At 51.3% G+C, this 23,970-nt stretch carries 22 protein-coding genes; 9 read left to right on the forward strand and 13 right to left on the reverse strand.

The window, feature by feature from the left end; genetic code table 11:
* Positions 1–154 precede the first annotated feature (154 nt).
* Entirely contained in the window at positions 155–1,597 is a 1,443-nt protein-coding gene (locus tag JWR17_RS01895) for an NCS1 family nucleobase:cation symporter-1 (RefSeq protein WP_299827749.1), read from the forward strand.
* Here JWR17_RS01895 and JWR17_RS01900 read toward each other — a convergent pair.
* The gene (locus JWR17_RS01900; RefSeq protein WP_299827751.1) at positions 1,540–2,910 is read right to left on the reverse strand and encodes an ATP-binding protein; all 1,371 of its coding nucleotides are present in this window, start codon (positions 2,908–2,910) and stop codon (positions 1,540–1,542) included. The genes JWR17_RS01895 and JWR17_RS01900 overlap by 58 nt on opposite strands.
* A complete protein-coding gene (locus JWR17_RS01905; RefSeq protein ID WP_299827752.1) occupies positions 2,907–3,599 on the reverse strand; it encodes a response regulator transcription factor in 693 nt (230 codons plus the stop codon). Before JWR17_RS01905 ends, JWR17_RS01900 begins: the two co-directional genes overlap by 4 nt.
* A gap of 210 nt (positions 3,600–3,809) precedes the next feature.
* On the opposite strand from JWR17_RS01905, the gene dsbD reads away from it, so the two are divergent.
* The 4 genes from dsbD to JWR17_RS01925 all read left to right on the forward strand — a co-directional run bounded on the left by dsbD (position 3,810) and on the right by JWR17_RS01925 (position 7,661).
* Positions 3,810–5,339: a protein-disulfide reductase DsbD gene (dsbD, locus tag JWR17_RS01910; protein WP_299827754.1), complete on the forward strand. Its 1,530-nt coding sequence runs from the start codon at positions 3,810–3,812 to the stop codon at positions 5,337–5,339.
* A complete protein-coding gene (locus JWR17_RS01915) occupies positions 5,339–6,166 on the forward strand; it encodes a TlpA family protein disulfide reductase (protein WP_299827756.1) in 828 nt (275 codons plus the stop codon). The genes dsbD and JWR17_RS01915 overlap by 1 nt, the downstream gene beginning before the upstream one ends.
* Positions 6,163–6,930: a thiol:disulfide interchange protein DsbG gene (gene dsbG / locus JWR17_RS01920; RefSeq protein WP_299827758.1), complete on the forward strand. Its 768-nt coding sequence runs from the start codon at positions 6,163–6,165 to the stop codon at positions 6,928–6,930. Before JWR17_RS01915 ends, dsbG begins: the two co-directional genes overlap by 4 nt.
* A 152-nt stretch (positions 6,931–7,082) precedes the next feature.
* Positions 7,083–7,661, forward strand: a complete 579-nt coding sequence (locus JWR17_RS01925; RefSeq protein ID WP_299827760.1) for a TetR/AcrR family transcriptional regulator — start codon at positions 7,083–7,085, stop codon at positions 7,659–7,661.
* A 33-nt stretch (positions 7,662–7,694) separates the two neighbouring features.
* Here the strand turns inward: JWR17_RS01925 and fabF are convergent, their stop codons facing one another.
* The 3 genes from fabF to JWR17_RS01940 form a co-directional block, all read right to left on the reverse strand.
* Positions 7,695–8,969 (reverse strand): beta-ketoacyl-ACP synthase II, encoded by a 1,275-nt coding sequence (gene fabF, locus JWR17_RS01930; RefSeq protein WP_299827762.1) that lies wholly within the window; start codon positions 8,967–8,969, stop codon positions 7,695–7,697.
* A gap of 28 nt (positions 8,970–8,997) precedes the next feature.
* Positions 8,998–9,804, reverse strand: coding sequence for an SDR family oxidoreductase (locus tag JWR17_RS01935; protein ID WP_299827764.1), 807 nt, complete (start codon positions 9,802–9,804; stop codon positions 8,998–9,000).
* Between the two features lie 246 nt (positions 9,805–10,050).
* Positions 10,051–10,422, reverse strand: a complete 372-nt coding sequence (locus JWR17_RS01940; RefSeq protein ID WP_299827766.1) for a ComEA family DNA-binding protein — start codon at positions 10,420–10,422, stop codon at positions 10,051–10,053.
* Between the two features lie 448 nt (positions 10,423–10,870).
* Between JWR17_RS01940 and JWR17_RS01945 the strand changes: the two genes are divergently transcribed.
* Together JWR17_RS01945 and JWR17_RS01950 are read left to right on the forward strand one after the other, a co-directional pair.
* A complete protein-coding gene (locus JWR17_RS01945) occupies positions 10,871–11,089 on the forward strand; it encodes a hypothetical protein (RefSeq protein WP_299827768.1) in 219 nt (72 codons plus the stop codon).
* Between the two features lie 238 nt (positions 11,090–11,327).
* Positions 11,328–12,287 (forward strand): GDP-mannose 4,6-dehydratase, encoded by a 960-nt coding sequence (locus JWR17_RS01950; protein ID WP_299827770.1) that lies wholly within the window; start codon positions 11,328–11,330, stop codon positions 12,285–12,287.
* Positions 12,288–12,965: 678 nt separating this feature from the next.
* Here JWR17_RS01950 and JWR17_RS01955 read toward each other — a convergent pair.
* The gene (locus JWR17_RS01955) at positions 12,966–13,823 is read right to left on the reverse strand and encodes a class I SAM-dependent methyltransferase (protein WP_299827772.1); all 858 of its coding nucleotides are present in this window, start codon (positions 13,821–13,823) and stop codon (positions 12,966–12,968) included.
* Between the two features lie 727 nt (positions 13,824–14,550).
* Here JWR17_RS01955 and JWR17_RS01960 point away from each other — a divergent pair.
* Together JWR17_RS01960 and JWR17_RS01965 are read left to right on the forward strand one after the other, a co-directional pair.
* Positions 14,551–15,543 (forward strand): glycosyltransferase family 2 protein, encoded by a 993-nt coding sequence (locus tag JWR17_RS01960; protein ID WP_299827774.1) that lies wholly within the window; start codon positions 14,551–14,553, stop codon positions 15,541–15,543.
* Positions 15,540–15,878, forward strand: coding sequence for an EamA family transporter (locus tag JWR17_RS01965; protein ID WP_299827776.1), 339 nt, complete (start codon positions 15,540–15,542; stop codon positions 15,876–15,878). The genes JWR17_RS01960 and JWR17_RS01965 overlap by 4 nt, the downstream gene beginning before the upstream one ends.
* 233 nt (positions 15,879–16,111) lie before the next feature.
* On the opposite strand, the gene JWR17_RS01970 is transcribed toward JWR17_RS01965, so the two are convergent.
* The 7 genes from JWR17_RS01970 to JWR17_RS02000 form a co-directional block, all read right to left on the reverse strand.
* Positions 16,112–17,431 (reverse strand): hypothetical protein, encoded by a 1,320-nt coding sequence (locus tag JWR17_RS01970; protein ID WP_299827778.1) that lies wholly within the window; start codon positions 17,429–17,431, stop codon positions 16,112–16,114.
* A 332-nt stretch (positions 17,432–17,763) separates the two neighbouring features.
* Positions 17,764–19,758: a nucleoside-diphosphate sugar epimerase/dehydratase gene (locus tag JWR17_RS01975; RefSeq protein WP_299827792.1), complete on the reverse strand. Its 1,995-nt coding sequence runs from the start codon at positions 19,756–19,758 to the stop codon at positions 17,764–17,766.
* A gap of 96 nt (positions 19,759–19,854) precedes the next feature.
* Entirely contained in the window at positions 19,855–20,871 is a 1,017-nt protein-coding gene (locus tag JWR17_RS01980; RefSeq protein WP_299827794.1) for a glycosyltransferase family 4 protein, read from the reverse strand.
* A gap of 33 nt (positions 20,872–20,904) precedes the next feature.
* Positions 20,905–21,873, reverse strand: coding sequence for an SDR family oxidoreductase (locus JWR17_RS01985; protein ID WP_299827780.1), 969 nt, complete (start codon positions 21,871–21,873; stop codon positions 20,905–20,907).
* A 14-nt stretch (positions 21,874–21,887) separates the two neighbouring features.
* Positions 21,888–22,799 carry a glycosyltransferase gene (locus JWR17_RS01990; RefSeq protein WP_299827782.1) on the reverse strand — a complete coding sequence of 304 codons (912 nt, stop codon included), beginning with the start codon at positions 22,797–22,799 and terminating at the stop codon, positions 21,888–21,890.
* Positions 22,796–23,584, reverse strand: coding sequence for a glycosyltransferase family A protein (locus JWR17_RS01995; protein ID WP_299827784.1), 789 nt, complete (start codon positions 23,582–23,584; stop codon positions 22,796–22,798). Before JWR17_RS01995 ends, JWR17_RS01990 begins: the two co-directional genes overlap by 4 nt.
* Positions 23,584–23,970 (reverse strand): hypothetical protein (locus JWR17_RS02000; protein ID WP_299827786.1); only part of this gene is annotated, 387 nt, incomplete at its 5' end. The genes JWR17_RS01995 and JWR17_RS02000, both read right to left, overlap by 1 nt.

A 23,970-nucleotide genomic window follows, 5' to 3' on the forward strand; every position in this document is an offset into this window, starting at 1 on the left:
GACGCCTTGCAACCTCCTGAAACCACCGGTTTGAACGTGCTTGCGTTGTGGCCATGGCTCCATTGGCACACATCGTGCGTATCGAATCGTATACAACAATACAAAGTCCCGTACCCGATGTCAGTGCAAGCACACCCTACAGGGAGAACGTGTCATGAATGAGCAACGTCCGGCGGGTTATAGCTCACGCCTCTATAACAAAGACCTCGGCCCACTGCCGCAAACGTGGAATTGGTACAACATTTTTGCCTTCTGGATGAGCGACGTGCACAGCGTTGGCGGCTATGTGTTTGCTTCCAGCTTGTTCGCCCTGGGCCTGGCCAGTTGGCAAGTACTGATCGCATTGCTGGTCGGCATTTGCTTCATCCAGGTAATCGCCAATTTGATCGCCAAACCCAGCCAACAAGCCGCCGTGCCCTACCCGGTGATTTGTCGATTGGCGTTCGGCGTGTTTGGCGCAAACATACCGGCAGTGATTCGCGGCCTGATCGCCGTAGCCTGGTATGGCGTGCAAACCTATTTGGCGTCCAGCGCGTTGATCATCGTGGTGCTGCGCTTTTTTCCTGAGTTATCTGCCTATCAGCAAATAACCTTTGCCGGACTTTCCTATCTCGGCTGGTTCGGTTTTCTGACCTTGTGGGTGCTGCAAGCCGTGGTGTTTTGGACCGGCATGGACTCGATCCGTCGCTTCATCGATTGGGCCGGGCCGGCGGTGTATGCGGTGATGTTTTTATTGGCGGGCTGGATCGTTTGGCGCGCTGGCTGGAGCAATATAAGTTTCACCCTGGCGGAGAAAAAACTTTCCGGCTGGGAAGCTTTTGGGCAAACCGTGATGGCGACCGCGCTGGTGGTCTCGTACTTCTCCGGCCCCACACTTAACTTCGGCGATTTCAGCCGTTATGCACGGAGCATGGCGGACGTGCGCCGAGGTAATTTCTGGGGGCTGCCGGTCAACTTCCTGGCCTTTTCGCTGGTCACGGTGGTGATTGTGTCCGGTACGTTGCCTATCTTTGGCGAAATGATCCACGATCCGATTGCCACCGTGGCACGTATCGACAACACCACGGCGGTATTGCTCGGCGCCTTTGCTTTTGTAACGGCAACCATTGGCATCAATATCGTTGCCAACTTCGTTTCGCCTGCCTTCGATTTCGCCAACGTAGCCCCCAGCAAAATCAGCTGGCGCATGGGCGGCATGATTGCTGCTGTGCTGTCGGTATTCATCACGCCGTGGAACCTGTTCAATAACCCGGCCGTTATCCACTACACCCTGGACGTACTGGCCGCCTGCATCGGCCCGCTGTTCGGCATTCTGCTGGTGGATTATTACCTGGTGAAACGTCAGCAGATTGATGTCGACGCGCTGTTCGATGACACGCCGTCCGGGCGCTACTGGTACAGCAACGGCTTTAACTGGACCGCCATCAATGCATTGATCGCAGCGGGGGTGATTGGTCTGTGCTTCAGCTTCGTGCCGTGGTTCCAACCGATTGCCAACTTTGCCTGGTTCACCGGCTGCATTCTCGGCGGCGCGTTTTACTACTTGCTCGAACTGCGCTCTCCAGCGGTATTCTCGCCGTCTGGCAGCAGGGCCTGAGTCCGAAGCGGCAGGTGCAATTCGACGCTTAAGCCAAGGACTTGAGTGTCGAACTCAAGTGAGCCCGCACAGCGTTGAACGATGGCCTGGACGATCGCCAGACCCAACCCGCACCCGGCGCTTTTGCCGTTGCGCCAAAAACGTTGGGTCAGGTGTTTCAGGTCTTCAGGGGCTATACCTGGGCCGTGATCACGCACGCGGAAGCAGGCTTTGTCGGCCAAGGTTTCAACCTGTAATTCAACCTGGGCATCAGCCGGTGTGTGGTGCAATGCATTGTCCAGCAGGTTGCGCAAACCAGCGACGGCCAACACCGAAGGCATCGCCAGACAAGTCGAAGCCAGTCCAGGCGCCAGTTGCAATAGGATACGCTGGGTGCCGCCAGGGCCGGCATCCTGCATCGCCAACCGGGCTACTTCTTCGGCGCTGTATTGCACGCCATCTTCAAACGACAGACTGCCTTCAACCCTGGCCAGTAATAGCAGTTGCTCCAGGGTGCGGTGCAAGCGGTCTGCGCCCTCCTCGGCATTGGCCAACGAACGATCCCGTGCCTCGCCTTCGGTCATGCGCGCCACTTGCAAGTGAGTTTTGATTGCGGTCAACGGGCTGCGCAGTTCGTGGGCCGCGTCGCCGGTCAGACGCCGTTCACGCTCCATCGCCTGGGCAATGCGCTGAAACAGTTGGTTCTGGGTTTCCAACAGCGGCCATAGCTCCCGAGGCAGGCCCGACACGTCCAGCGGATCTAACGAATCCGCACTGCGCCGACGCAAGGCGTCGCGCATGCGGTTGAGCGGCGCCAGACCCTGCCCTATCCCGCCCCACAGCAAGGCGAGGCTGCCCAACAATGCCACGGCCACCGGCACGGAAGCAGCGAACAATATCGAGTATTGCAGGGCCTCGCGCTCGTCCAGGCGGTCGGCTGTGGTAATCCGCACGTCACCCTGGGTCACGGTGAAAGTGCGCCAACGGTCACCGTTTATCTGTTGGTCACTAAAACCGGATTGTTCGGCATCAAGGGTTTGATCGGGATTGGCATGGCTGCGCACCAGCACTTCACCGCGCAGCGAACTGACCTGACATGTCATGCCGCTGGGCATGCCCATTTGTTCAGCGGTCATGGGCGTGCTGTCGCTTTTGCTGGGCATTGGCATTTGTTCCAGCAGCCCGGCCACCATGTGTGCCGACGCACCCAGACGCGCATCAAGCGACTGCATCATTTGCTGACGCAAATCACACAGCATCCAAGCGGCCGCCAACGACCAGATCAGCACGAACACCGAGCCGAGAATCAGGCTCAAGCGTAATCGCAAGCTCATGGCGGCGATCCGGGCGAAGTGTTCGCGGCGTCGGCGGGGCCTAAGCGATAGCCCACGCCGCGTACGGTTTCGACGATGGTCGCGCCGAGCTTGCGGCGCAGATTGAAGATATGAACGTTGAGCGCATTACTTTCTACTTCATCGCCAACACCGTAGACGCTGTCTTTCAATTGGTCGCTGGACAGCACCCTTGCGCGACTGTGCAGCAGCGCATGCAGCAACGATTGCTCACGCCGCGAAAGGTCCACCACGCGACCGGCCAACAGGGTTTCGCGGCTGCTGGGGTCATAACTCAGGCTGCCATGTACGATGAGATTCACCGAGCGCCCGGCCACTCGACGAATCAGCGTGTGCAAGCGCGCGCTGAGTTCACGCAGGTCAAAGGGTTTGAGCAGGTAGTCATCGGCTCCGGACTGCAAACCGGCAACCCGATCGGTCACGCTGTCACGGGCGGTAAGAATCAGTACCGGGAGTTGCAGACCGTTCTGACGCAAATCCCGCAGCAGCTTCAAGCCATCTTCATCGGGAAGACCGAGGTCCAGAACCATCACATCGAAGTGCGCCACCCGCACCATCGCCCGCGCAGCCGCCGCTGTGGCCACATGATCCACTGTCAAGCCCTGGGCATTGAGGCCGGCGACAATGCCGCTGGCAATCAGGTCATCGTCTTCGCAGAGCAATACGTGCATGGGTGGCGGCTCGGGAAAATGGGCTATTGAAACGGGTGAAGATTAAGAGGGGATTATGCCCCGTTTTCGACGCCGCACTGTGGCGCGGCGCGCGGGATCCTTGTCGGGCGGTTTAAAAATCCGGGTTGGCCTGATGCTATGCCTATTAATCCTCGGTTAATCGACACCCTGCATTCTTGCGTGCCTCGACTTTGGACAGTAAGGCTTTCGATGCGTATTTTCTGGTTGTTCATCTTTCTGTTAGTACCCGGGCTGGCTCAGGCTTTGCCCGCCAGCGACCCGTTTAAACAGGCTGATTTTCTGCCGGTAGCGCAAGCATTCTCTTTCACTTCCGAGAAGTTGACGTCGGGCGAAACCCGGCTGCAATGGCAGATCAGCGACGGTTATTACCTGTATCAACAGCGATTGAAGTTCGACGGACTCTCTGGGCAGAACACGCCCCAGCTGCCTGACGGCGAGGCCCACTCCGACGAATTTTTCGGCGAGCAAAAGGTCTATCGGCACTCGCTGGAATTGCTGATTCCCGCTGCGGCCAACGGGCAAGTAAAGATCGGCTGGCAAGGCTGCGCCGATGCCGGACTCTGTTACCCGCCCCAGAGCACAATGTTGAATCTGGGCGGCAGCAGCGCCACGCCTGTCGTGGATCAAGCTCAGGATCAAGCGTTGGCCAGTTCCCTGCAACGGCGGTCGCCTGGCTGGAGTCTGTTGGTTTTCTTCGGGCTGGGTTTGCTGCTGGCCTTCACCCCCTGTTCTCTGCCTATGCTGCCGATTCTGGCCGGTGTCGTGGTGGGCAGCGGTGCGAGTATGAAGCGCGGCGTGCTGCTGGCGGGCATCTATGTGCTGAGCATGGCGTCGATCTATGCCGGGCTGGGCGTGCTGGCGGCGTTGCTGGGCGGCAATTTGCAAGCCGTTCTGCAACAGCCCTGGCTGCTTGGCAGTTTCGCCGCGTTGTTCGTGGTGCTGTCGCTGCCGATGTTTGGCTTGTTCGAATTGCAGTTGCCGGCGTTTTTGCGTGATCGACTGGCAAATACCGGACCGCAACAGGGTGGCGGCAGTTTGGTCGGCGCGGGTGTGTTGGGGGCGTTATCCGGGTTGATGGTCGGGCCCTGCATGACCGCGCCGCTGGCCGGTGCCCTGCTCTATATTGCACAAAGCGGCAACGCACTGCTTGGCGGTTTGGTGTTGTTCGCCATGGGCTTGGGCATTGGCGTACCACTGTTGTTGCTGGTGACCGTGGGTAATCGATTCATGCCCAAGCCGGGGCCGTGGATGAATCGGGTAAAGAAATTGTTTGGCGTGCTGCTTCTCGGTACTGCGCTGTTCATTGCATGGCCGCTGTTGAATACATCAGGGCGCTCAGCGCCAGGACACGATTCGTTTCTGACGATCACTGAGCCCGCCGTGTTGCAGCAAGAGCTCGACGCCGCCAAGGCACAAGGACAATGGGTATTGGTTGATTACTATGCCGACTGGTGTGTGTCCTGCAAGATCATGGAGAAACAGGTGTTTGCCAAGCCCGACGTCCAATATGCGTTGGAACGTGTGCGCTTGTTGCGTCTGGACGTGACCGCTGACTCCGAGGCCAGCCGTCAACTGCTGAGTCGTTACAACGTGCCTGGACCGCCGAGCCTGATCTGGGTTGGCCCCAACGGTGAAGAACGGCGTGACCGGCGTATTACCGGTGAAATTGATGCGGAGACTTTTCTGCAGCATTGGAAAACTACCCAGGGGCGAGGCTGATGCTGAGTTTTTTGATCGGCCCTTTCGCCTTGGCCTTGAATCATCTGCTGTTATTCCTCGCGCTGGGGTTGGCGACACTAGTCGGCTGGTTAGCGGCTAATCGCGGCGGCTCGGCCCCTGGCTCGACAGTGTTCAACCTGTTCTTGCTGGGGTTGTTCACGGCGCGGATTGGCTTCGTGATCAGTTACTGGCCACAGTTTCGCGGCGAGCCGTGGCAGATAATCGACATCCGCGACGGTGGTTTTCTGATCTGGCCGGGGGTGCTGGCGGTCGTTGCCGGTGGCGTATGGCGCGCCTGGCGCCAACCGGAAATGCGCCGGACTTTGGGGCTTGGGATCGGCAGCGGTTTGTTGTTCTGGTTGCTGGCGAACATGGGCGCGGGCATCTACGAGAACAATGCGCAGCTGCCAGCGCTGACCTTGCGCAACGCAGCCGGTGAGTCGGTGCAATTGTCGGATTACCGGGGCAAAAATCTGGTGATCAATTTATGGGCGACCTGGTGCCCACCCTGCCGCCGAGAAATGCCGGTGCTGGAAAAGGCGCAGAACGAACGCGACGACGTGGTTTTTCTGTTCGTGAATCAAGCCGAAAGCCCCCAGACCGTCAGCACCTTCATCGCCCAACAGCGTCTGAATCTACGTAATGTGTTGTTTGATGGCGGCGGCCAACTGGCGCAACACGTCGGCACCATGGCCTTGCCAACCACGGTTTTTTATAAGGCTGACGGCCGACTGCTCGGTAGCCATCTGGGCGAACTGTCCAACGCCAGCCTGACCCATTTGCTCGACAGTTTCGACTCTTCTTTACGTCCAAGGACAACACCATGACTGTTTCTCGCCCCCTGTTAGTCGCGGCCATCGGCCTGATCGCCCTGCAAAATTCGCTGCTGCATGCCGAAGAGCTGCCGTCCGCGATCAAGGCAATGGAAAGCAAAGGCGCGAAAATCGCCGGCAGTTTCGATGCGCCCGATGGGTTGCGTGGCTATGCCGCGGAGTATCAAAACCACGGCATTGCGCTGTACCTGACGGCAGACCGCAAGCATGTATTGGTGGGTAATTTGTACGACGAACAAGGCAACGATTTGAGTAAAGGGCCGTTGGACACCCTGGTTTACGCGCCGATGGCGAAGGAAGTCTGGGCGAAGATGGAAAACAGCGCCTGGATCGCTGACGGCAGCAAAACCGCACCTCGCGTGGTGTACCTGTTCAGCGATCCGAACTGCCCGTACTGCAACATGTTTTGGGAACAGGCGCGACCGTGGGTGAACTCCGGCAAAGTGCAGCTGCGGCACATAATGGTCGGCATCATCAGCGAAACCAGCCCGGCCAAAGCCGCCGCACTGCTGGCTGACAAATCCCCCGAAAACGCGTTGCAAGCCCACGAAAAGGCCGGGAAGAGCAGCTCATTGAAACCGCTGGCCAATATTCCAAAAGACATACAGACCAAGCTGGATGACAACCAGCAATTGATGACCGACCTGGGATTATCAGCAACGCCCTCGATTTTCTACCTGGACGACCAAGGCCACATGCAACAGCAACAGGGCGCCCCTCGGCCAGAGATGCTGCAGAAGATATTAGGATTGAAATAAGGGGTTATCTGCCCAGCCGCATTGATGAGTTTGGCTGGGCACTCGATCTGACCGGCGGAACGTGGAACCTCAAATGAATGCTGCGGCACGTTGTGTATCCATGACAAAATTATGCCCAGCATTTTATAGAGCCACGCTCGGGAGCCCCGGCAATGCGTTACTCGGAAGACCATAAAGCCCAAACCCACCAACGAATCATCAACGAGGCCTCTGCGCGTTTTCGCCGCGATGGCATTGGCGCAACTGGCTTGCAACCGCTGATGAAAGCGTTGGGGCTGACCCACGGCGGCTTTTATGCTCACTTCAAGTCCAAAGACGACTTGGTGGAGAAGTCTCTGCGCCAAGCGGTGGATACTCTTGCCACTCATTGCGATGGTTTGTTCGGGCAAGCCGATGAACCGTTGGCAGGGTTCATCGATCACTATTTATCCGCCGCGCATCGCGCCTCACCTGCCCAAGGCTGCCCATTGCCGACGATGTCTGCGGAGCTGGGACAACGCGGTCAGGCCAGTGCGATCACCGACGAAGTAATCAACAACCGTTTACGCGCAATCGAGAAGGGCTTGCCCGACACCCAAGCGCAGATTTCAGAGCTAAGCACGGTGATGTTGTCGGCATTGGTCGGCGCAATTGTCTTATCACGCAGCGCCCTCGACCCTGCGCTGTCCGACCGGATTCTTGACGACACCCGGGAATGGTTGAAGCAGCAGACGAAAGACCAGAGTCGTTGAATAGTGTTTGTAGGACCGAGATCCTGAACCCGGTTATTCCCTCCAGCGTTTAAACAGCACGCTAGCGTTGACCCCGCCAAAACCAAATCCATTGGACAGGGCATATTCAATGTCCATCGGTCGTGCTGCACCGTGGACGATGTCGATGCCTTGGGCGGCATCGTCGGGGTTTTCGAAGTTGAGGGTTGCGGGGGCGATTTGATCGCGAATGGCAAGCACCGTGAAGATCGCTTCGATCCCGCCTGCTGCGCCGAGCAAGTGCCCGGTGGCTGACTTGGTGGAGGTCACCGCAATCGACTCCTGATCACCAAACAACGATTTAATCGCCGCCATCTCGCCCTTGTCCCCCACTGGAGTGGAAGTCGCATGGGCGTTGAGGTGTTGAATTTCGGATGGCTGAATGCCCGCCTGACGAATCGCCGCTTGCATCGCACGCCGTGCGCCGCTGCCGTCTTCCGGCCCGGCAGTGAGGTGATACGCGTCGGCGCTGGTGCCGTAACCGACCAGCTCCACAATCGGTGTGGCCCCACGAGCCAGCGCGTGATCGAGGGACTCAATCACCAGGATACCTGCGCCCTCCCCCATGACGAACCCATCACGGTCACGGTCGAAGGGTCGCGACGCCTTTTCCGGCGTGGCATTAAACGCACTGGACAAGGCCCGGGCGGCCGCAAAACCACCGAGGCTGACTTTATCGATGGCCGCTTCCGCGCCGCCACAAATCGCGATGTCCGCTTCACCGCAGCGAATCATCCGCGCTGCATCGCCAATGGCCTGAACACCCGCCGCACAGGCCGTCACGGGTGCGCCGAGCGGTCCTTTAAAACCGTGTTGAATCGACACATGACCCGCCGCCAGGTTCACCAGAAACGATGGAATCGTGAACGGCGACAAACGACGGGGCCCACGGCTATCGGTGATACGCACCGCATCGGCAATGGCACCGAAACCGCCAATACCCGAGCCAATAATCGTCGCAGTACGTTCCTGGGCATCGGCAGTGTCCGGGACCCAACCGGCCTGAGCCACAGCCTCTTTGGCCGCCACCAGGGCGTAGACGATGAAGCGGTCCATTTTCTTCTGCTCTTTAGGCGCAGCAGCCAGGTCCGGGTCGAACCCCGCTTCGGCGTCATCGGCCAGCAGCGGAACAACACCGCCCACCTTGCCCTGTAGATCGTCGACTATTTCATCAGGCAGCCGAACCAAACCGGACCGGCCCGCCAGCAACCGTTTCCACACGGCTTCCACGCCAGTGCCCAACGGCGAAACCAGGCCCATACCTGTCACAACGACTCGGCGTCCGCTCATGCAATAACCCTCAACTTTAAAAAGAAGCTCAAGCAGCCGACGCCTTTTTATAACGGGCAGCGGCACTGCTTAACGATAAATTAGGTCCTAACGCACTGCGGGCAGTGATAAATGCATCCCAATCGGCAGCGTCAGCCAACGACGGAATCGTAACCAATTCGCCCTGATCAAAACCGGCCAGCGCGGCGTCGACCATTTCCCCCACTTCCATTACCATTTCCGCAGGGAACTTGCTCAGGTCCATACCACTGCGATCAAAAATTTCAGTACGCGTTGCGCCTGGTAATACCGCCTGAACGCGTACACCGGACACTTTGAGCTCAGCTTCCAACGATTGCGTCAGACTTAACACGTAAGCCTTGGTCGCCGCGTAGGTTGCATTGAATCGCTCCGGCAACAGCGGGACGACCGAGGCAATATTGATGATTGATCCGCGCCCGGCTTTGGAAAAGTTATCCGCTGCGGCCGACGCCAGATAAGTGAGCGCCACCACGTTAAGCTGAATCATCCTGTCCAGCCCACCCAGCTCAGATGCTGCCAACGTACCGACAGACGCCACCCCGGCGTTATTCACCAGGAGCGAAATCGACGCGTCAGTGCGCAAACGCTGTTGAACCGTGTCCAGATCGTCTTTATCTATCAAGTCGGCCTTCAACACTTCGACCTTCACGCCAGTTTCGCGCAGTCGCGTTGCCATTTCCTCGAGACGGCCTTGATCGCGAGCGACCAGGAGCAGGTCGTAGCCACGCTTAGCCAAGCGGTCGGCGTATGTGAAGCCGATGCCGGAAGAAGCGCCAGTGATAAGGGCAGTGCCTGTGCTATTGGAAGTGCTCATGGATAACGACTCCTGCGGGACTGGGATGAGGGCATTTATATTACAAGTGTAATCTTTGGCGGATTATATGATGGCCGCCATGGACAGTGTCAAGGAGCCCCAACCGAGTACAACATGCGGACTGAAAGCATAGACCGTCTGAGCCTCACGGCCAGCGTCCAGTTGAATTGCCTGTCTCGATTCAAAAAAGCCAGGCGAAAAAAAGGCTGATCACCATGATCAGCCTCAATTGGCAACGTCCTTTAGCTAGTTGATACCCAGCTTGTCACGGTTCTTGTCCAGAATGGCCTTGCCGATGCCCTTGACCTCAAGCAACTCGTCTACCGATGCGAAATCACCATTGGCTTCGCGGTAAGCAACAATGGCATTGGCCTTTGCATGGCCGATGCCTGTGAGCTCCTTCTGCAGCGTATCGGCGTCAGCGGTGTTGAGATTGACCTTGGCAAAGGGTTCAGCGGTGTTGGGCTTGACCATGGTAGAGGGTTCAGGGTGAGTCGCCGGGGGGCTCATGGCGGCAGCGGATGTCGGAGCGGGTTGCGCGGCAGGCGCCGCATTTACAGCAACAGAGGCGCTAGCGAAAACGGCAAACAACAAAGACCTGAGTAATGGACTGCGCATAAGTGAAGCTCCATATGTTGGGTGGGACGCAGCGTTCCGAAGCTGCTTTTAGAAGGTAGCCGAGCGCAGCCGTTCGTCAAAACGGCATGAGTTACCGGATATTAAGGTGAAATACACGCAGTTATTGTGGGAGGTTCCGCAACGTCTCCGACGCCGCGCTGTCGCGCATCCTCAGGGGATCTCTCGGAGACTCAAATTATTTTTGCCGACTACGGTTTAAGCCAAACGCCGCGACAGAAAAACGGCAGTGGCGCTAGCGCTTATTTCACGTGATAGCTTATTGAAATCACTGACGAAATTACTGTTAAAAAAAGCGGGGTTAGACGTAACCGTCAATTTTAGAACGGCAAATAATCGCATGTGCCGCCGAAGTAAATTTATTGACGCCTGAAAATTGATTTTTCCCCTTGAACTGTACGATTTTCCGGGTAAATTGGCGGGAATTATCATGCGCGATACACTTTATCTGCGCGAACACGTCAGAGTCGTTGCAATTTCTGGAGCCGCCATGGCGACCTTTTTACTGTGCTGGGCCCTTGTTTCGGTCGTCGGAACGTTAATCGCGTTGAGCATGATACGCAGCGGTAAGCGTCATAACCGCCGAGCCGAGGATCAGCGGCAGAACCTCAGCGAAGAGGCTCAGCCTTCAGCGGTCAAATTGTTTTAAGGGCGGTTCGTTGCGCTAATCAGCCTTATTTCGGCAAACGGCCGTACCGGTCTTCAACCCCCCCTTCGCTCTTGAGCCTTCAAGGGTTTTTCCACTTCATTTACCTGCACGTCCGTGCGCGAAAGGCATGATATCTTCTACCCTTACTGCTAGTTCCAAGAGGCGCCAGGCTTAAGCAAGTCGCGAGAAATCGACGCGTTGTAACCTTACTAAAGGCGCACAGAGAGAGAGGAAAGGGATGTCACGCTTGTTGCTGACAGGCGCTAACGGTTTCGTTGGCCCGCTACTCACTGCCCGAGCCCAACAAGCCGGTTATCAAGTCATCGCCTTGACCGGTCGATTGTTGGCTAACCACCCCGTTTCAGATGAGCAGATCGTGTGCGACATTCGTGACGCCCAGTCGCTGGCTGAGGCCGTCGCTCAAGCTCAGCCTACCCATATCCTGCATTTGGCGGCGATTTCCCACGTGCCCACCAGTTTCAATGACCCCCTTAGAACCTGGCAGACCAATGTGATGGGCAGCGTGAACCTGCTTGAAGCCGTTCGGCAGCACGCGCCAAAAGCCTTTGTATTGTTTGCCAGCTCTTCGGAGGTCTATGGCGCAGCGTTCAAGGCTGGCATTGCAGTGGACGAACAAACTCGTTGCGAGCCGCTGAACCCTTACGCGGCGAGCAAGCTGGCAGCTGAAAGTGCCTTCCGGGAATATTTTCGCCAAGGCATGAAAGGCGTCATCGCCCGCCCCTTCAACCACATCGGCGCCCAGCAGTCGGCGGATTTCGTTACCGCCTCCTTCGCCCGGCAGATTGCGCTGATCGAGTCAGGCCAGCAATCGCCGATACTCAAAGTGGGGAACCTACAAGCCAGCCGGGATTTCCTGGACGTGCAGGACGTTTGCGGCGCTTATCTGAAATTATTGAAATTGGCCGACAGCAGCGACTATCCGCGCTGCATGAACATCGCCTCCGGCCAGTCCCGGAAGATAAGCGATGTACTGGACCTGCTGCTGTCGCTAAGTACAGTGCCGGTCACGGTGGAGCTAGACCCCGAGCGTCTACGCCCTTCCGACATTCCTGTGGCCGTAGGCAGTAGCGACTGCCTCAAGCACACCACCGGATGGCAACCCACTATTGCCCTGGAAGACACGTTGCGCGGTCTACTGGATTATTGGCGGCAGCAGGTTAATCGCAAGGCTCTGTAGGAGCGAATCCATTCGCGAGTGGAACGCTGCGGTGTGTCTGGTGCAACGCGTCGAGCCATTCCCGAATTAATCGATGCCGCACAGGCCAGGCATGGTGGTCACACAGCCTGTATTAGGGCGTCAGCAATCTTAGGTACGGCGTACGGTCTGGGCAGTTCTGTTTTATCTTCTCGCCGGCCAAATAGTTGTACGATTGTGGGCGCGCATCCGTGCGCAACACGATGCGGTACTGGTGTTTGCCCGTGACCGTTCGATGAGAACACGCCGCAAATCTGGCTGGGGTCGCGTTGGCCGCTGCTGTCTGGTCGTTTGCACAGCCCCGTATTGCTGACCCGCCACCCCGGCGTACTCGAGTGGCTGGCAAACCTTACTATGATTCCTTTCAACTTGCTCATGTACATCGGGTTAAGTGGTTTCATGCTGATCCAGCCCGCATGATCGCTTGCCGCTGAACTGAAGTTCCACCTGATAACCCCTTTTGCTGTTCAGCTTAGGTAGATCTCGCCTAGATTTTTTTGCTGGCCAGTTTCGGCGTATTCATACTGGCTCAACTTCAGGTACCGGCGAGCGGTGCCTTCGAATTCAGGTTATTACCCAGCATCTTGTTTGTGCCCTTAATGGTAACCAGTGTTAATTAAACAAACTATACGCATTGCAAGCAGGCGAAGACAGCATCGCTCATGACTTCTTCGAAATAGAGTAAATAATATCACTCGGCAATAACCGGAGCACAGGTAACGATATGGCTACAAGAACGTAAATAATCAGCCGCAATGCTGCCCCCATATTTCCGGTATAAGAAATTCTCGTATGTAAGCCAGCAAGACCTAGAACCGCCAATCTTCCATTGTGCATCGTCGTGAAATTATTGCGCTTAAGAAGTGCTGATAGGTTATCCTCATTGAAGTAATGCACGTGGGGAGACGGTAGCCCCTTCTGCCATAATCGCTCGAAAAAAACCCCGTATCCAATTCTTGCAAGAAGCTTTGAAAGTTTGTAAAAAAAGCCACGGCTGCTGGGTAAGTTAATAACCAAATATCCACCATCAATCAGCCTGTCTCGGCACGAAGCAACTACCTTCGCTATCTCAGGTATATGCTCTATAACATCATTAAATACGATTACATCAAATTTCTCGGACGCCTCTAAGGCCTCCGGAAAATACCCCAAGCGAACTGGTAATCCTCGTGCGGCGGCCGATTGAAATACGACGCTGTCGGGTTCAACGCCCAAAACATCAAATTCGGTCATGGCCTGCTCAACAAACCAGCCATGTGCGCAGCCAACGTCCAACAATCTGCCACCTTCACTCTTAAATTTTCTGATCACATCCAACAAGATCCGAAAATTGCTTACCCGCAAATCACGCAGTCCTGTTTCTCGCATGCTCTCATCAATATGCTCATGAGCCGACTGCTCGTTAATCGTAGGCAAGAGATCAGATTTTTCGTAACCACAAACGGTGCAGGACATATGCCAATCATAAAAGCTATTCACTAGAGAAGCATCACATACGGGACATAGATAAGCGGGCATTTCGTTAGACTCGGTTGATATACATCTATTCGATACTGAACGATGCTAACGCAGTATCAAATGCTTGTCTACATGCTCAAAACTTAGCGTAGCCATTCTAAACGCTGGGGCAATTTCATCACATAAGCGTAGAGTTTTTCGAGTTCAGGTAGTGCGATAACTTCCAATGCGTGGCGAAATGATCGTAGCCGAACCGGGCAGCGACGCAAATATATGCCTTACTTGATGGCATATGCCCAGAGAAACGGATCGACCCGGTACAGGGCATAACGACCGGTATGACCCTTGTTCGATACGGCCGAATACCAAGCCACCCAACCTATCGTCAACAGCAGCGCGAGCAGACAGGGGGGGTCCTTGCCTTTCCTCTGTCACCAGCATACTTGCGACCTCGACGAGCCTGAATAATCGACGGCGCGATAGAAACACAGCCGTTTTCAGCTGCTTCCTGGACAAGGCCTTGTCACGACCAAGCCCCTGCCAACGATGCAGACTAATCATGACGCTGGACCGAGAGGTTTAGTCAAAAGCATCAAAGCGACTATTGGGCATGACATTAATACTTTCATCGCGTACTATCTCCACCAAATAAAGGAAAAATGTCAACACTGAATCTTCAATTTAGCAAAGGAACAATCGTGGATATCCTAGACGATAAAGCGTAGCCACGAACTTAACAAAATTAAAAGTTAATTGTCGGCAGTGACGCTGATCTGAGGGAACGATTTTGAAACAATTGAGCATACCTAGAACAGAAAACAATTTTAGAGTCGCCGTCGTAATTCCTTCCTACAAGGTATGCGAGCATATCTTGGGCGTTATTTCTGCAATAGGATCCGAGGTAGAGCGAATCTACGTGGTTGATGACCACTGCCCTGACGGTTCAGGTGAATACGTTTCAAAACACTGTATAGATGAACGGGTTACGGTATTAAAAAACCCCGTAAACCTTGGCGTCGGCGGTGCAGTGATGACGGGTTACAAGGCTGCGATTAGTGAAGGGATGGATATTATTGTAAAGGTCGATGGCGATGGGCAGATGGATCCTGCACTCATACCGGATTTTATACTGCCAATAGTTTTAGGTGAAGCCGACTACACGAAAGGTAATCGTTTTTTTGACCTAGAGCAGATCAGAACAATGCCTAAAATCCGGCTGTTCGGTAATGCAGTACTTTCATTTATGACAAAAATATCCTCCGGCTATTGGAACTTATTTGATCCAACTAACGGATTTACAGCAATTCATTCGGAGGTCGTGAAGCATCTGCCATTCGAGAAAATCAGTAATAGATACTTTTTCGAAACCGATATGCTATTTAGGCTTAATATTTTACGCGCTGTCGCTGTCGATGTTCCTATGGATGCTAAATATGGAAGCGAGGTCAGCAATTTAAAGACATCGAAAATTATTATAGAATTCCTGTTCAAACATTCCCGAAATTTCAGCAAAAGAATACTGTATAATTACTACCTTCGCGATATGTCGCTAGCGTCAGTAGAAATGCCGCTAGGTATAGCCTTAATGTTATCGGGCTGCATTTATGGCGCAATTAAATGGATCGACTCTATCAGCTCAGGAATCTCTACCGGTGCAGGTACGGTAATGGCATCTGCGCTCCCGTTAATTCTCGGTGTTCAATTCTTACTGGCGTCTATTGGCTACGATATTGCTTCAGTACCAAAACGACCTTTTCATAAACTACGGACTAGAAAATGATACCGTTACTGGCGATTGTATGCGTTGTCGGAATTGCTTGCGGCCAAATATTATTTAAACTTAGTGCAGCTTCTCTACAAAAGAGTGGTTCCTGGCTTGACCCTCGTTTTATAGGAATTTTACTTTTAGCTTTTCTCCTTTACGGGTTGACTACACTGCTCTGGGTGTACGTGCTCCAAAAATCTGAATTAGGAAAAATATATCCACTTATGGCATTAGCGTTTGTATTGGTCCCCATAGCGAGTCACTTCATATTTGGCGAAAGATTTGAAGCTCAGTATTTTCTGGGTGTGGCGCTAATTATAGCTGGAATTATAGTTGCCGTTAGAACCTAGAAGACATCAAGTAAACCCCACCTCATAAATCTAGCTATCAACCTAAGACATGAGCGAGCGATCAGCGTTCGCTTTGGGTCCAAACCTGCTGCGGAACCTGCTCTGGGCGTATCGCTGAACTGAACAGCCGGATTTGCGGACCGAAAGGATTCTTTCCCGCGTCGTTTGCAACGCCGCCATATTACAAGCGCAACATAGAAGATTACCGCCTCCAGCAGCTTAGTATATATGCGTTAAAGGACATCCGCTGTCGAACCATTACGCGAAAAACGTTGGTAAGTAGATGCCAATATTATGATTGAGAGGGAGGTAGCGATTACACACCAATAGACGTAACGAAAATCTACGGAAGGCACCGCGATTAACAAGCTCAAAAAGCAACCTAACGATGAGGCATTCAACACCAATATATGCGTTTTTTCTATAGACGCCGATAACCTGCTAGCCCATATAAAAGTGATAACTGCTAGCATCAACCAGATATAAGGCTTGAAAAGTTCACTTAGTACGGTTTCGTTCGTTAGCACCATATAGCGTTCCAGAACCCCAGCCGCCTCAGGATGCGACATTCGAATGCCGAAATCATTTCGCGTAATACCAAGGAACCAAGTGAACCCGGGTTGCGCCAGCGGAGGACGTAGAAAATAAAGAAACGCTTCAATTCTAATCGAGGCGTAAACGAACGGATGGGCAACAACCGTCTTTTCCCACAATGCGTATGTTGACTCATATGGAACATCTACAACCAAACTCCCGCTAGGGTCGTAACCCTTACTAATAAAACACATTGCTCGTTCATATAAGATCGGTGGTACGGAGCAAACCAGCAAATCATCATGCTTTACCCAAGGAAGCAAATTTTGGTTAGTTTTAGCCGAGATTTGTGCAATATCGTCACCCATTAGAAACGTTTCTAAGTGTTTCCGTTCTGCTTTTATAAATCCGTACGTTATCGCTGATACAGCAGCCAAAAGAGCTACTGAAAGCAATACCGTAGCCAGCGTAGCATTCCAAAAACGGGCTTTTGGGAAGTAATATTTAAACGAGAAGAATAATACCGGTACTACTGCAAGTATCGCATTATACCTAACCCCAAGCGCATATATTAAAAATAACGCTGCTGCGAAACACTTCCAATATTTTTTATTGCGACTAAATAGCAATCCAGTCGCAACGAGCAAGGAAAACGCCATTCCGACGTCCTTCCATAGAACCCCTGAAAAATTGGCTATCCAAGGAAGAAAAAACAATATAGGTATTGACATGCCCCAGAAAACATTCTTGAGATTCAATTGCCACATTGTTATACCAAGGGCTAGAAGCGTTAGATGAAAATAGAGGAGACTCTGTGGACCCGGTATTAAAAACATACATAGATGCCATATATACGACATCATTGGCGGATGACTATCAACATAGTGCTGGTCGAGAGCGCTTTTATATTGAACCATGGAGTCATAAGACATAAAGCCAGGAGCAAAACATGCCCAAATCGATAGAATGAGGCCAAGTACCAATAAGAGGGACAGAGATGAGGCAAGTACTTTTTTCATATTAAATCGAGACTGCCATAGGGAGAGGCCGAAAATCAAGACTGAGTACACTTAACGCTGCACTGCCACTCCGCAGACCAGCGTCACCATCACAGCTTGAATATACCATTAGATCTATTTTTCTTGGATATTAGCGAACATCCGCGGTTTTTAAAATCGCGGCGGCGATATGACAGATGCCAATTTCTCCAATTAGTTACAGGGTCTATGACTTATCTATCTGCAGATTACATGCATCGGTGTAATTAAAAGTCATGTACCGGTTACACAACGTAAATTAAAACATGATACGCGTACCATTCATCTAAAATTGTATACCCTGAGTCAAATTTCTAACTTTTTAGACGATGCTGCTGAAATATCCAATCAACAATATCACCCTCTGGGGTATAACCGCTTACGGTTTCTCGCAAAACATGACGAACTTTAGTGTAGTCATTTTCGTCAATGGCAGCGAGAAGTTCTGTCAACTTGGTCTTGAGCGCATCCCAAGATAAACAATCCTCGTTTGCACACATTATCATGGGGTGGCTGGTTGCAACCACATTATCCCCAATTAATAGTTCCTCATACAGTTTCTCACCCGGACGCAGCCCCGTAAACACTATGGAGATATCTCCGTGCGGATTCTTTTCCGACCGGATACTTAGCCCGGACAAGTGAACCATTTTTTCGGCAAGCTCCACTATCTTTACGGGTTCACCCATATCTAGAACAAAAACGTCCCCGCCTTGCCCCATCGAACCCGCCTGGATCACCAACTGAGCAGCTTCCGGAATCGTCATAAAATAACGAGTAATATTTGGATGCGTAACTGTCAGTGGCCCCCCAGACTTAATTTGTTTATGGAATAACGGAATCACAGAGCCGGACGACCCTAAGACATTACCAAAGCGAACCATAGTGAAGCGGGTTTTGTTAACCCTTGATACCTTCGCCTTGTCAGCAAACATGACAGGCGCTACTTCACGACTAAGCGCCTGCAATGTTAGCTCTGCCAGACGCTTGGTACTACCCATCACGTTAGTAGGACGTACGGCTTTATCAGTCGAAATAAGCACGAAGTTCGAAACACCAGACTGCAACGCCGCTTGCGCAGTGTTTAAGGTACCAATAACATTGTTAAGAATACCCTCAGCTATATTGTGCTCAACCATTGGCACATGCTTATAGGCGGCAGCATGATACACAGTATCAACATTCCACATCCGCATTGTATCTACAAGCTTACTCTGATCACGCACAGAACCGAGTATTGGTAACACCTTTACGGGTAAGGACTCTCTGCTTATACGTTGTTCAAGCTCAGACATTATAGTATATAAATTAAATTCGCCATGCTCAAAAAGCAATAGGGTTACCGGGCACAATGTGAGAATCTGCCTACACAATTCAGACCCTATTGATCCTCCTGCCCCGGTCACCAGTACCACACGCCCTCTGATGCAGCGCTCTAACAACAGTTCTTGTGCTGGCACGGGATCGCGCCCCAATAAATCGGCAATATCCACCTCCTGAATGTCGTCTACTTTAACCCTGCCACTGGCTAGGTCCATAAAGCCCGGCACACTTCTAACATGTAAAGGAAAACCTTCTAGGTATCCGAGTATTTCTCTACGACGGCCGCGCGAACAAGACGGTACTGCTAAAAGGATCTCTTGCGCACCTGTGACATCCACCATTCTCTGAATATGTCTAGGTTTGTAAACTTGCAGCCCAGAGATGACCCGGTTTGAGATACTTTCATCGTCATCAATAAATGCAACAGGACGCATAAGCCGCCCCATACGTAATGCCGCGACTAGTTGGTTGCCAGCTGCACCAGCGCCATAGATAGCAACCTTAGGCAGTCCATCGTCTCGGCTAGTAAACGGTACATGCTGGGCCGCAGAAAACCAATCGCCCAAGAAATATTGACGCATGGCTAACCGCACACCGCCAATCATGACCATACTCAGCCACCAATAATTAAAAATTATTGAGCGGGGCACAATGGTTTGATGATTGCTGTACCAATAGACGGCGACACCAAGGATTAACGAAGAAAGGCTGACAGCTTTGATAATCGCAATTAACGCGTCATTGCCAAAATATCGCATAACAGCGCGATACATGCCAAACCGAATAAATAATGGAATAGCAACTGAAGGCGCGGTTAAAAATAGCCATAAGTGGGCTGTAAAAGGGTTAGCCATTTCATCGACGCCAAGCCTAACCACAAACGCCAACCATAAGGCAGTCCATACTAGGACCACATCCGCGACCACCTGAACTAACCTTTTCCGACGACGTGGCAAAGCCAGTAAAAACACCCTTAATTTATCCATCACCTCTAATAAACTCCTTGCAGTTAAACCGATACCAATGGACAACTATCATTGATTACGATTAATTTAGTAAACATAAAGCTCGGAAAAGCCAGTTTACGTTTTTTCGAGTGCACCAGCCTTATATTTAATTGCCAAAAGCGTCAGTGGGACATAGGCACATAAAGCTGCAATTAACCCATCTACTTTGAAAACGACCACGCACAATGCAATCGGCAATAACCAAAAAATATTTATTACTCCGACCGCTATTGTAACGGGTAAATGTCGACCCATCTTTCGTGATGCAAACTGATAAGCATGGCTACGATGAGCTTCGTAAACTTTGTCTCCCCGTAGTAAACGACGCGTCAACGTAAAAGTTGCGTCCACTATGAACACGCCCATCAGTATTAGCCACACCCAAAGAAGGGCAGGAGTAGCCCACGCCGCCTGTAACGAAAGTATACCCAAGACTATACCAAGGAAGCCGCTGCCAGCATCGCCCATGAAAATCTTGGCTGGAGGAAAGTTCCAACACAGAAATCCCAAAACGGACATGGTTAATAATAGAGGAGCCAATATGAGTTCAGGGTGGCCCGTCAGCCAATAGATAATGCAAGCCGACGCGCATACACAAACCGCTTCTACACTAGCGATTCCGTCTATTCCATCCATAAAATTATATAAATTTAGCAACCAGACTAAATATAAGACACCGAGGGTATCGCCCACCCAAGAGAGTTGAATAGTAATGCCAAGCACGTTTATTGGTGGGACTCCACCTAACCATAGTAATACCCAAAGGGCAGCGCTAAAATGCCCTAACAGACGCCAGCGGGCAGCTATATGGCCATGGTCATCGAGAAAACCAAGAATCGCTACTACTGCGCCTGAACCACCTAGCGCCCAAGTGACATTCCACGGTACCTCACCTTCCATTGCCAATAAAAAAAGCGAGATGAGGAAGCTGACCACAATAGCGACACCGCCGCCTCTTGGTGTTGGAATAGTGTGGGAGCTCCGCGCATTGGGTATATCCAAAACGCTGCGCTGTAACGCATAACGCCTTAATATCCATGTTAGCAAAAGCGCAATGATTCCTACGATGGGGATTAACCAAATATGACCCAACACAATACCTCCGCCAATGGTCCTGTCTGACATTTAATCAACATCTACATTATTTTTGAAATTTTTAGCGGTCTCGGCCAGCGCGGCATCTACGCTGCACGGGGGTTTCCAATCCAACAAGGTACAGGTTTTACTGATATCTACCTGAAGTGAACCGCACAGCCTTTGTGCAATCGCAGCCCGTCGGAACAAGATTGCGAGAAACTCAAGAACATATGTCGGTACAGATAACAAACGCGCGGGTTTATTTAGCGCCTTACCCATACGAATAAGAAGGTCGGGCGTGGATAAATCTTCGCCGTCGCTAATCAAGAACGTTTGGTTCGCGGCACGAGGATGGATCATGCAAATCGATACTAGATCAACTAAATTATCTAGCGCTACCAAACTCCGTCTATTATCGATAGATCCCAACGGTAATGGAACTCCTCGATACAGCCAAGCCATCATGCGTCGAAAATTAGATTTAACACCGGGGCCGTAAATTAGAACCGGTCGAATGATAACAACCGCCATACCCGTTTCTGCAGACAATTGCCGTAAACCTTGTTCGGCTTCCATTTTGGATATCCCATAGGCATCACATGGCGCAGGTACGTCATCCGCACTGAATGAACAGCCAGGCTGAGTTGATTCACCATTTACCTTGATGGAGCTTATGAAAATGAAGCGTTTAACCCCGTAGCGAGCTGCTTCTTCCGCCAGTCTTAAAGTACCGGTGACGTTAACGCGTCTGAACTCAGCTAAAGGGTCCGAAGCTGCGTCATTCATTATATGCACGCGAGCAGCACAATGAACCACTGTCTCCTGGCCATTGACAAGTTCTGACCAATCAACCTGGCGATCTAAAGAGTCTATTGCTTTAACTGTTACATCACTCGGATACCTTCCCCGCCCAAACTTAGCCGCGACCGTACAGACGTAGCCATCAGCAATTAGTCTCTTAAGTAACGCACTACCAACAAAGCCTGACGCGCCAGTCAACATTACTCTTAACATCAAAATTAATCCTAGCCTCAGTAAATTCCTAAGGCAACAATCACTAACAAAAAAATTTGATCGCGGAACCTGCGGCGAAGTCGTTTGGCATTGGTGAAAAGAAAGCGCCTAGGGATTTTTCCGTTTTCAGACAAACTGTTTGGTAACCCAGGTATTTTATCACCTAATAAGAAAGCGATCTTCCAAATCTCCTGTCGATACCACCCAGTTCTTAACAAATTGACTCTCGCTACTAGAGCCTTAATCCCCGAGTTTGCCCCAACCTGATTGTTATTGTGCTGCCGATACAACATTTTTGGTACTGGATCTATATACCATTTCAATCCGTTCGACCGGAACCACGCGTATATTAACCAATCGTGCAAAGAAATGCCGTTAGCAAAAGTCCAATTTCTGACGAGAAACTCTTTAAAGCTTAAGGCTTGGGCAATTTTCAAGACATAAGTGCATCCTGGCCCTGCAGCTTCAAATAAAAAATCATACTTCTTTTGCTGTTGGGCTTTATCAATAAGGTACTCTCGACCATCCGGCCAAAAGGCGGTTACATTGCCTGAGTACCCAGAAACACCATACTCGACTATTTTTTCATGGGCTGTAATAAGTTTATCCTCCAACCAAATGTCGTCTTGGTCGGCAAAAGATAAATAATCAAAGTTTTTAAAATCTACGTCCCGAATCAACCGGAAGAAATTCTTCGCAGCTCCACCAAACCTTTCACCGACCGGCAATACCACTATATTTGTATTTATTAATGCATTGTGCTTAATCCAATCTTCAGTAGCGTCGGACGATTGGTCAATACTCACAAAGATCGTAACCCGGACGGCACGCTGAGCTATTATTGTCCGAACCTGAGGCTCCAACCACTTTATGCCATTATAGGCACTTAGCAATACTGCGAAACGTGGCACAAGCAATTCCGTACTCATCTATTAACCTTTAACTTAAAAACTGCTAAGCGGATAGGATATTTAATATATTCACATACAGCCGCCAAAATATAGTTTTGTAGCTTCATTTTTTTCTCAATCAACAGACTGCTTAAAACACCTAGGTAGGCCAAATGCATTAATTTAATTGAGCCCGACAATCCGGATACGCCAATCGGCGCTTTGAATCCGCCCGCTAAATTAGCGGACATACGAACAAATTTACCGTTAGCTAAGTTTTCATACCAGCACTTGTAATCCTCAATTCTTCTAAATTGATCGTCGAACAAAATGAACCCGTCACGTCGAGCCATTACAGTGGGCGTAAATAACGGATTGCCCCAAATAAAATTTTGTTCAGATAGACTTACAAATTCATCGGAAATGCTAGTCTCAAAGTTTTCATTGAAAAGATTAAAAACATAGCCGTGACCCGATAATGAAATACCATTCTCTTCCATCAAGGTATATTGCGTCTTAATTTTTTCCGGATGCCACACATCATCAGCATCTAAAAAAGCTAAATATTTGAACCTACTGTGTTGAATCCCAATATTCCTGGCATGCGCTGCACCGCGATTAACCGGTTCAGCTATGAAAACTATCGGCACGATATCTTTATAGCTGGAGATTAAAAGTCTAAGCTCATCGGCAACGGAGCTTCCATCATCAACTATTACTACCTCACCAACTGGCAGGGTCTGATTTACTATCGAATCTATACTACGCTTAATTGTATCGATTGCATCGTAGTGTGGCAGTATTACGGAAACTGAGGCGTCCATTACTTTTCCCAAAAAAGTTGATAGGGGATGAAAGGCGAGTCACCGACGTTGGCTCCGTCGACTATGTTGCGAGCTTTTGAAGCAAAACCTAATATTCCAACAGTAAATATAAGCGCTAAGAAGATAGCTCTATCCGGAGAACGCATCACCGCACATCTAGGTAGAATACATAAGAACGCAAATAGCGTTAAATATTGGAAACGTAAACCTGCATAGCTAAACTTTGCCATTAGGAAAAAAGCAGTCTCCAAGATTAATAAGAACGTCAAATACTTAACATCTTTTAACGATGTTAAAATGGTAGATATATATAAACGGATAACCAATAGCATAGGGGCCAGTCCTGAGAGGCCATTAGGTGCCTTTAGTTCACCATACACGGTAAA

Origin of the sequence: Pseudomonas sp. (assembly GCF_028293835.1) — a bacterium.
Taxonomy (GTDB): Bacteria; Pseudomonadota; Gammaproteobacteria; order Pseudomonadales; family Pseudomonadaceae; genus Aquipseudomonas.

Bases quoted from the DNA above. Each gene is read 5' to 3' on its own strand.
- JWR17_RS01895 (WP_299827749.1), top strand. From the start codon at position 155: ATGAATGAGCAACGTCCGGCGGGTTATAGCTCACGCCTCTATAACAAA.
- JWR17_RS01900 (WP_299827751.1), bottom strand. From the start codon at position 2,910: ATGAGCTTGCGATTACGCTTGAGCCTGATTCTCGGCTCGGTGTTCGTG.
- JWR17_RS01905 (WP_299827752.1), bottom strand. From the start codon at position 3,599: ATGCACGTATTGCTCTGCGAAGACGATGACCTGATTGCCAGCGGCATT.
- dsbD (WP_299827754.1), top strand. From the start codon at position 3,810: ATGCGTATTTTCTGGTTGTTCATCTTTCTGTTAGTACCCGGGCTGGCT.
- JWR17_RS01915 (WP_299827756.1), top strand. From the start codon at position 5,339: ATGCTGAGTTTTTTGATCGGCCCTTTCGCCTTGGCCTTGAATCATCTG.
- dsbG (WP_299827758.1), top strand. From the start codon at position 6,163: ATGACTGTTTCTCGCCCCCTGTTAGTCGCGGCCATCGGCCTGATCGCC.
- JWR17_RS01925 (WP_299827760.1), top strand. From the start codon at position 7,083: ATGCGTTACTCGGAAGACCATAAAGCCCAAACCCACCAACGAATCATC.
- fabF (WP_299827762.1), bottom strand. From the start codon at position 8,969: ATGAGCGGACGCCGAGTCGTTGTGACAGGTATGGGCCTGGTTTCGCCG.
- JWR17_RS01935 (WP_299827764.1), bottom strand. From the start codon at position 9,804: ATGAGCACTTCCAATAGCACAGGCACTGCCCTTATCACTGGCGCTTCT.
- JWR17_RS01940 (WP_299827766.1), bottom strand. From the start codon at position 10,422: ATGCGCAGTCCATTACTCAGGTCTTTGTTGTTTGCCGTTTTCGCTAGC.
- JWR17_RS01945 (WP_299827768.1), top strand. From the start codon at position 10,871: ATGCGCGATACACTTTATCTGCGCGAACACGTCAGAGTCGTTGCAATT.
- JWR17_RS01950 (WP_299827770.1), top strand. From the start codon at position 11,328: ATGTCACGCTTGTTGCTGACAGGCGCTAACGGTTTCGTTGGCCCGCTA.
- JWR17_RS01955 (WP_299827772.1), bottom strand. From the start codon at position 13,823: ATGCCCGCTTATCTATGTCCCGTATGTGATGCTTCTCTAGTGAATAGC.
- JWR17_RS01965 (WP_299827776.1), top strand. From the start codon at position 15,540: ATGATACCGTTACTGGCGATTGTATGCGTTGTCGGAATTGCTTGCGGC.
- JWR17_RS01970 (WP_299827778.1), bottom strand. From the start codon at position 17,431: ATGAAAAAAGTACTTGCCTCATCTCTGTCCCTCTTATTGGTACTTGGC.
- JWR17_RS01975 (WP_299827792.1), bottom strand. From the start codon at position 19,758: ATGGATAAATTAAGGGTGTTTTTACTGGCTTTGCCACGTCGTCGGAAA.
- JWR17_RS01990 (WP_299827782.1), bottom strand. From the start codon at position 22,799: ATGAGTACGGAATTGCTTGTGCCACGTTTCGCAGTATTGCTAAGTGCC.
- JWR17_RS01995 (WP_299827784.1), bottom strand. From the start codon at position 23,584: ATGGACGCCTCAGTTTCCGTAATACTGCCACACTACGATGCAATCGAT.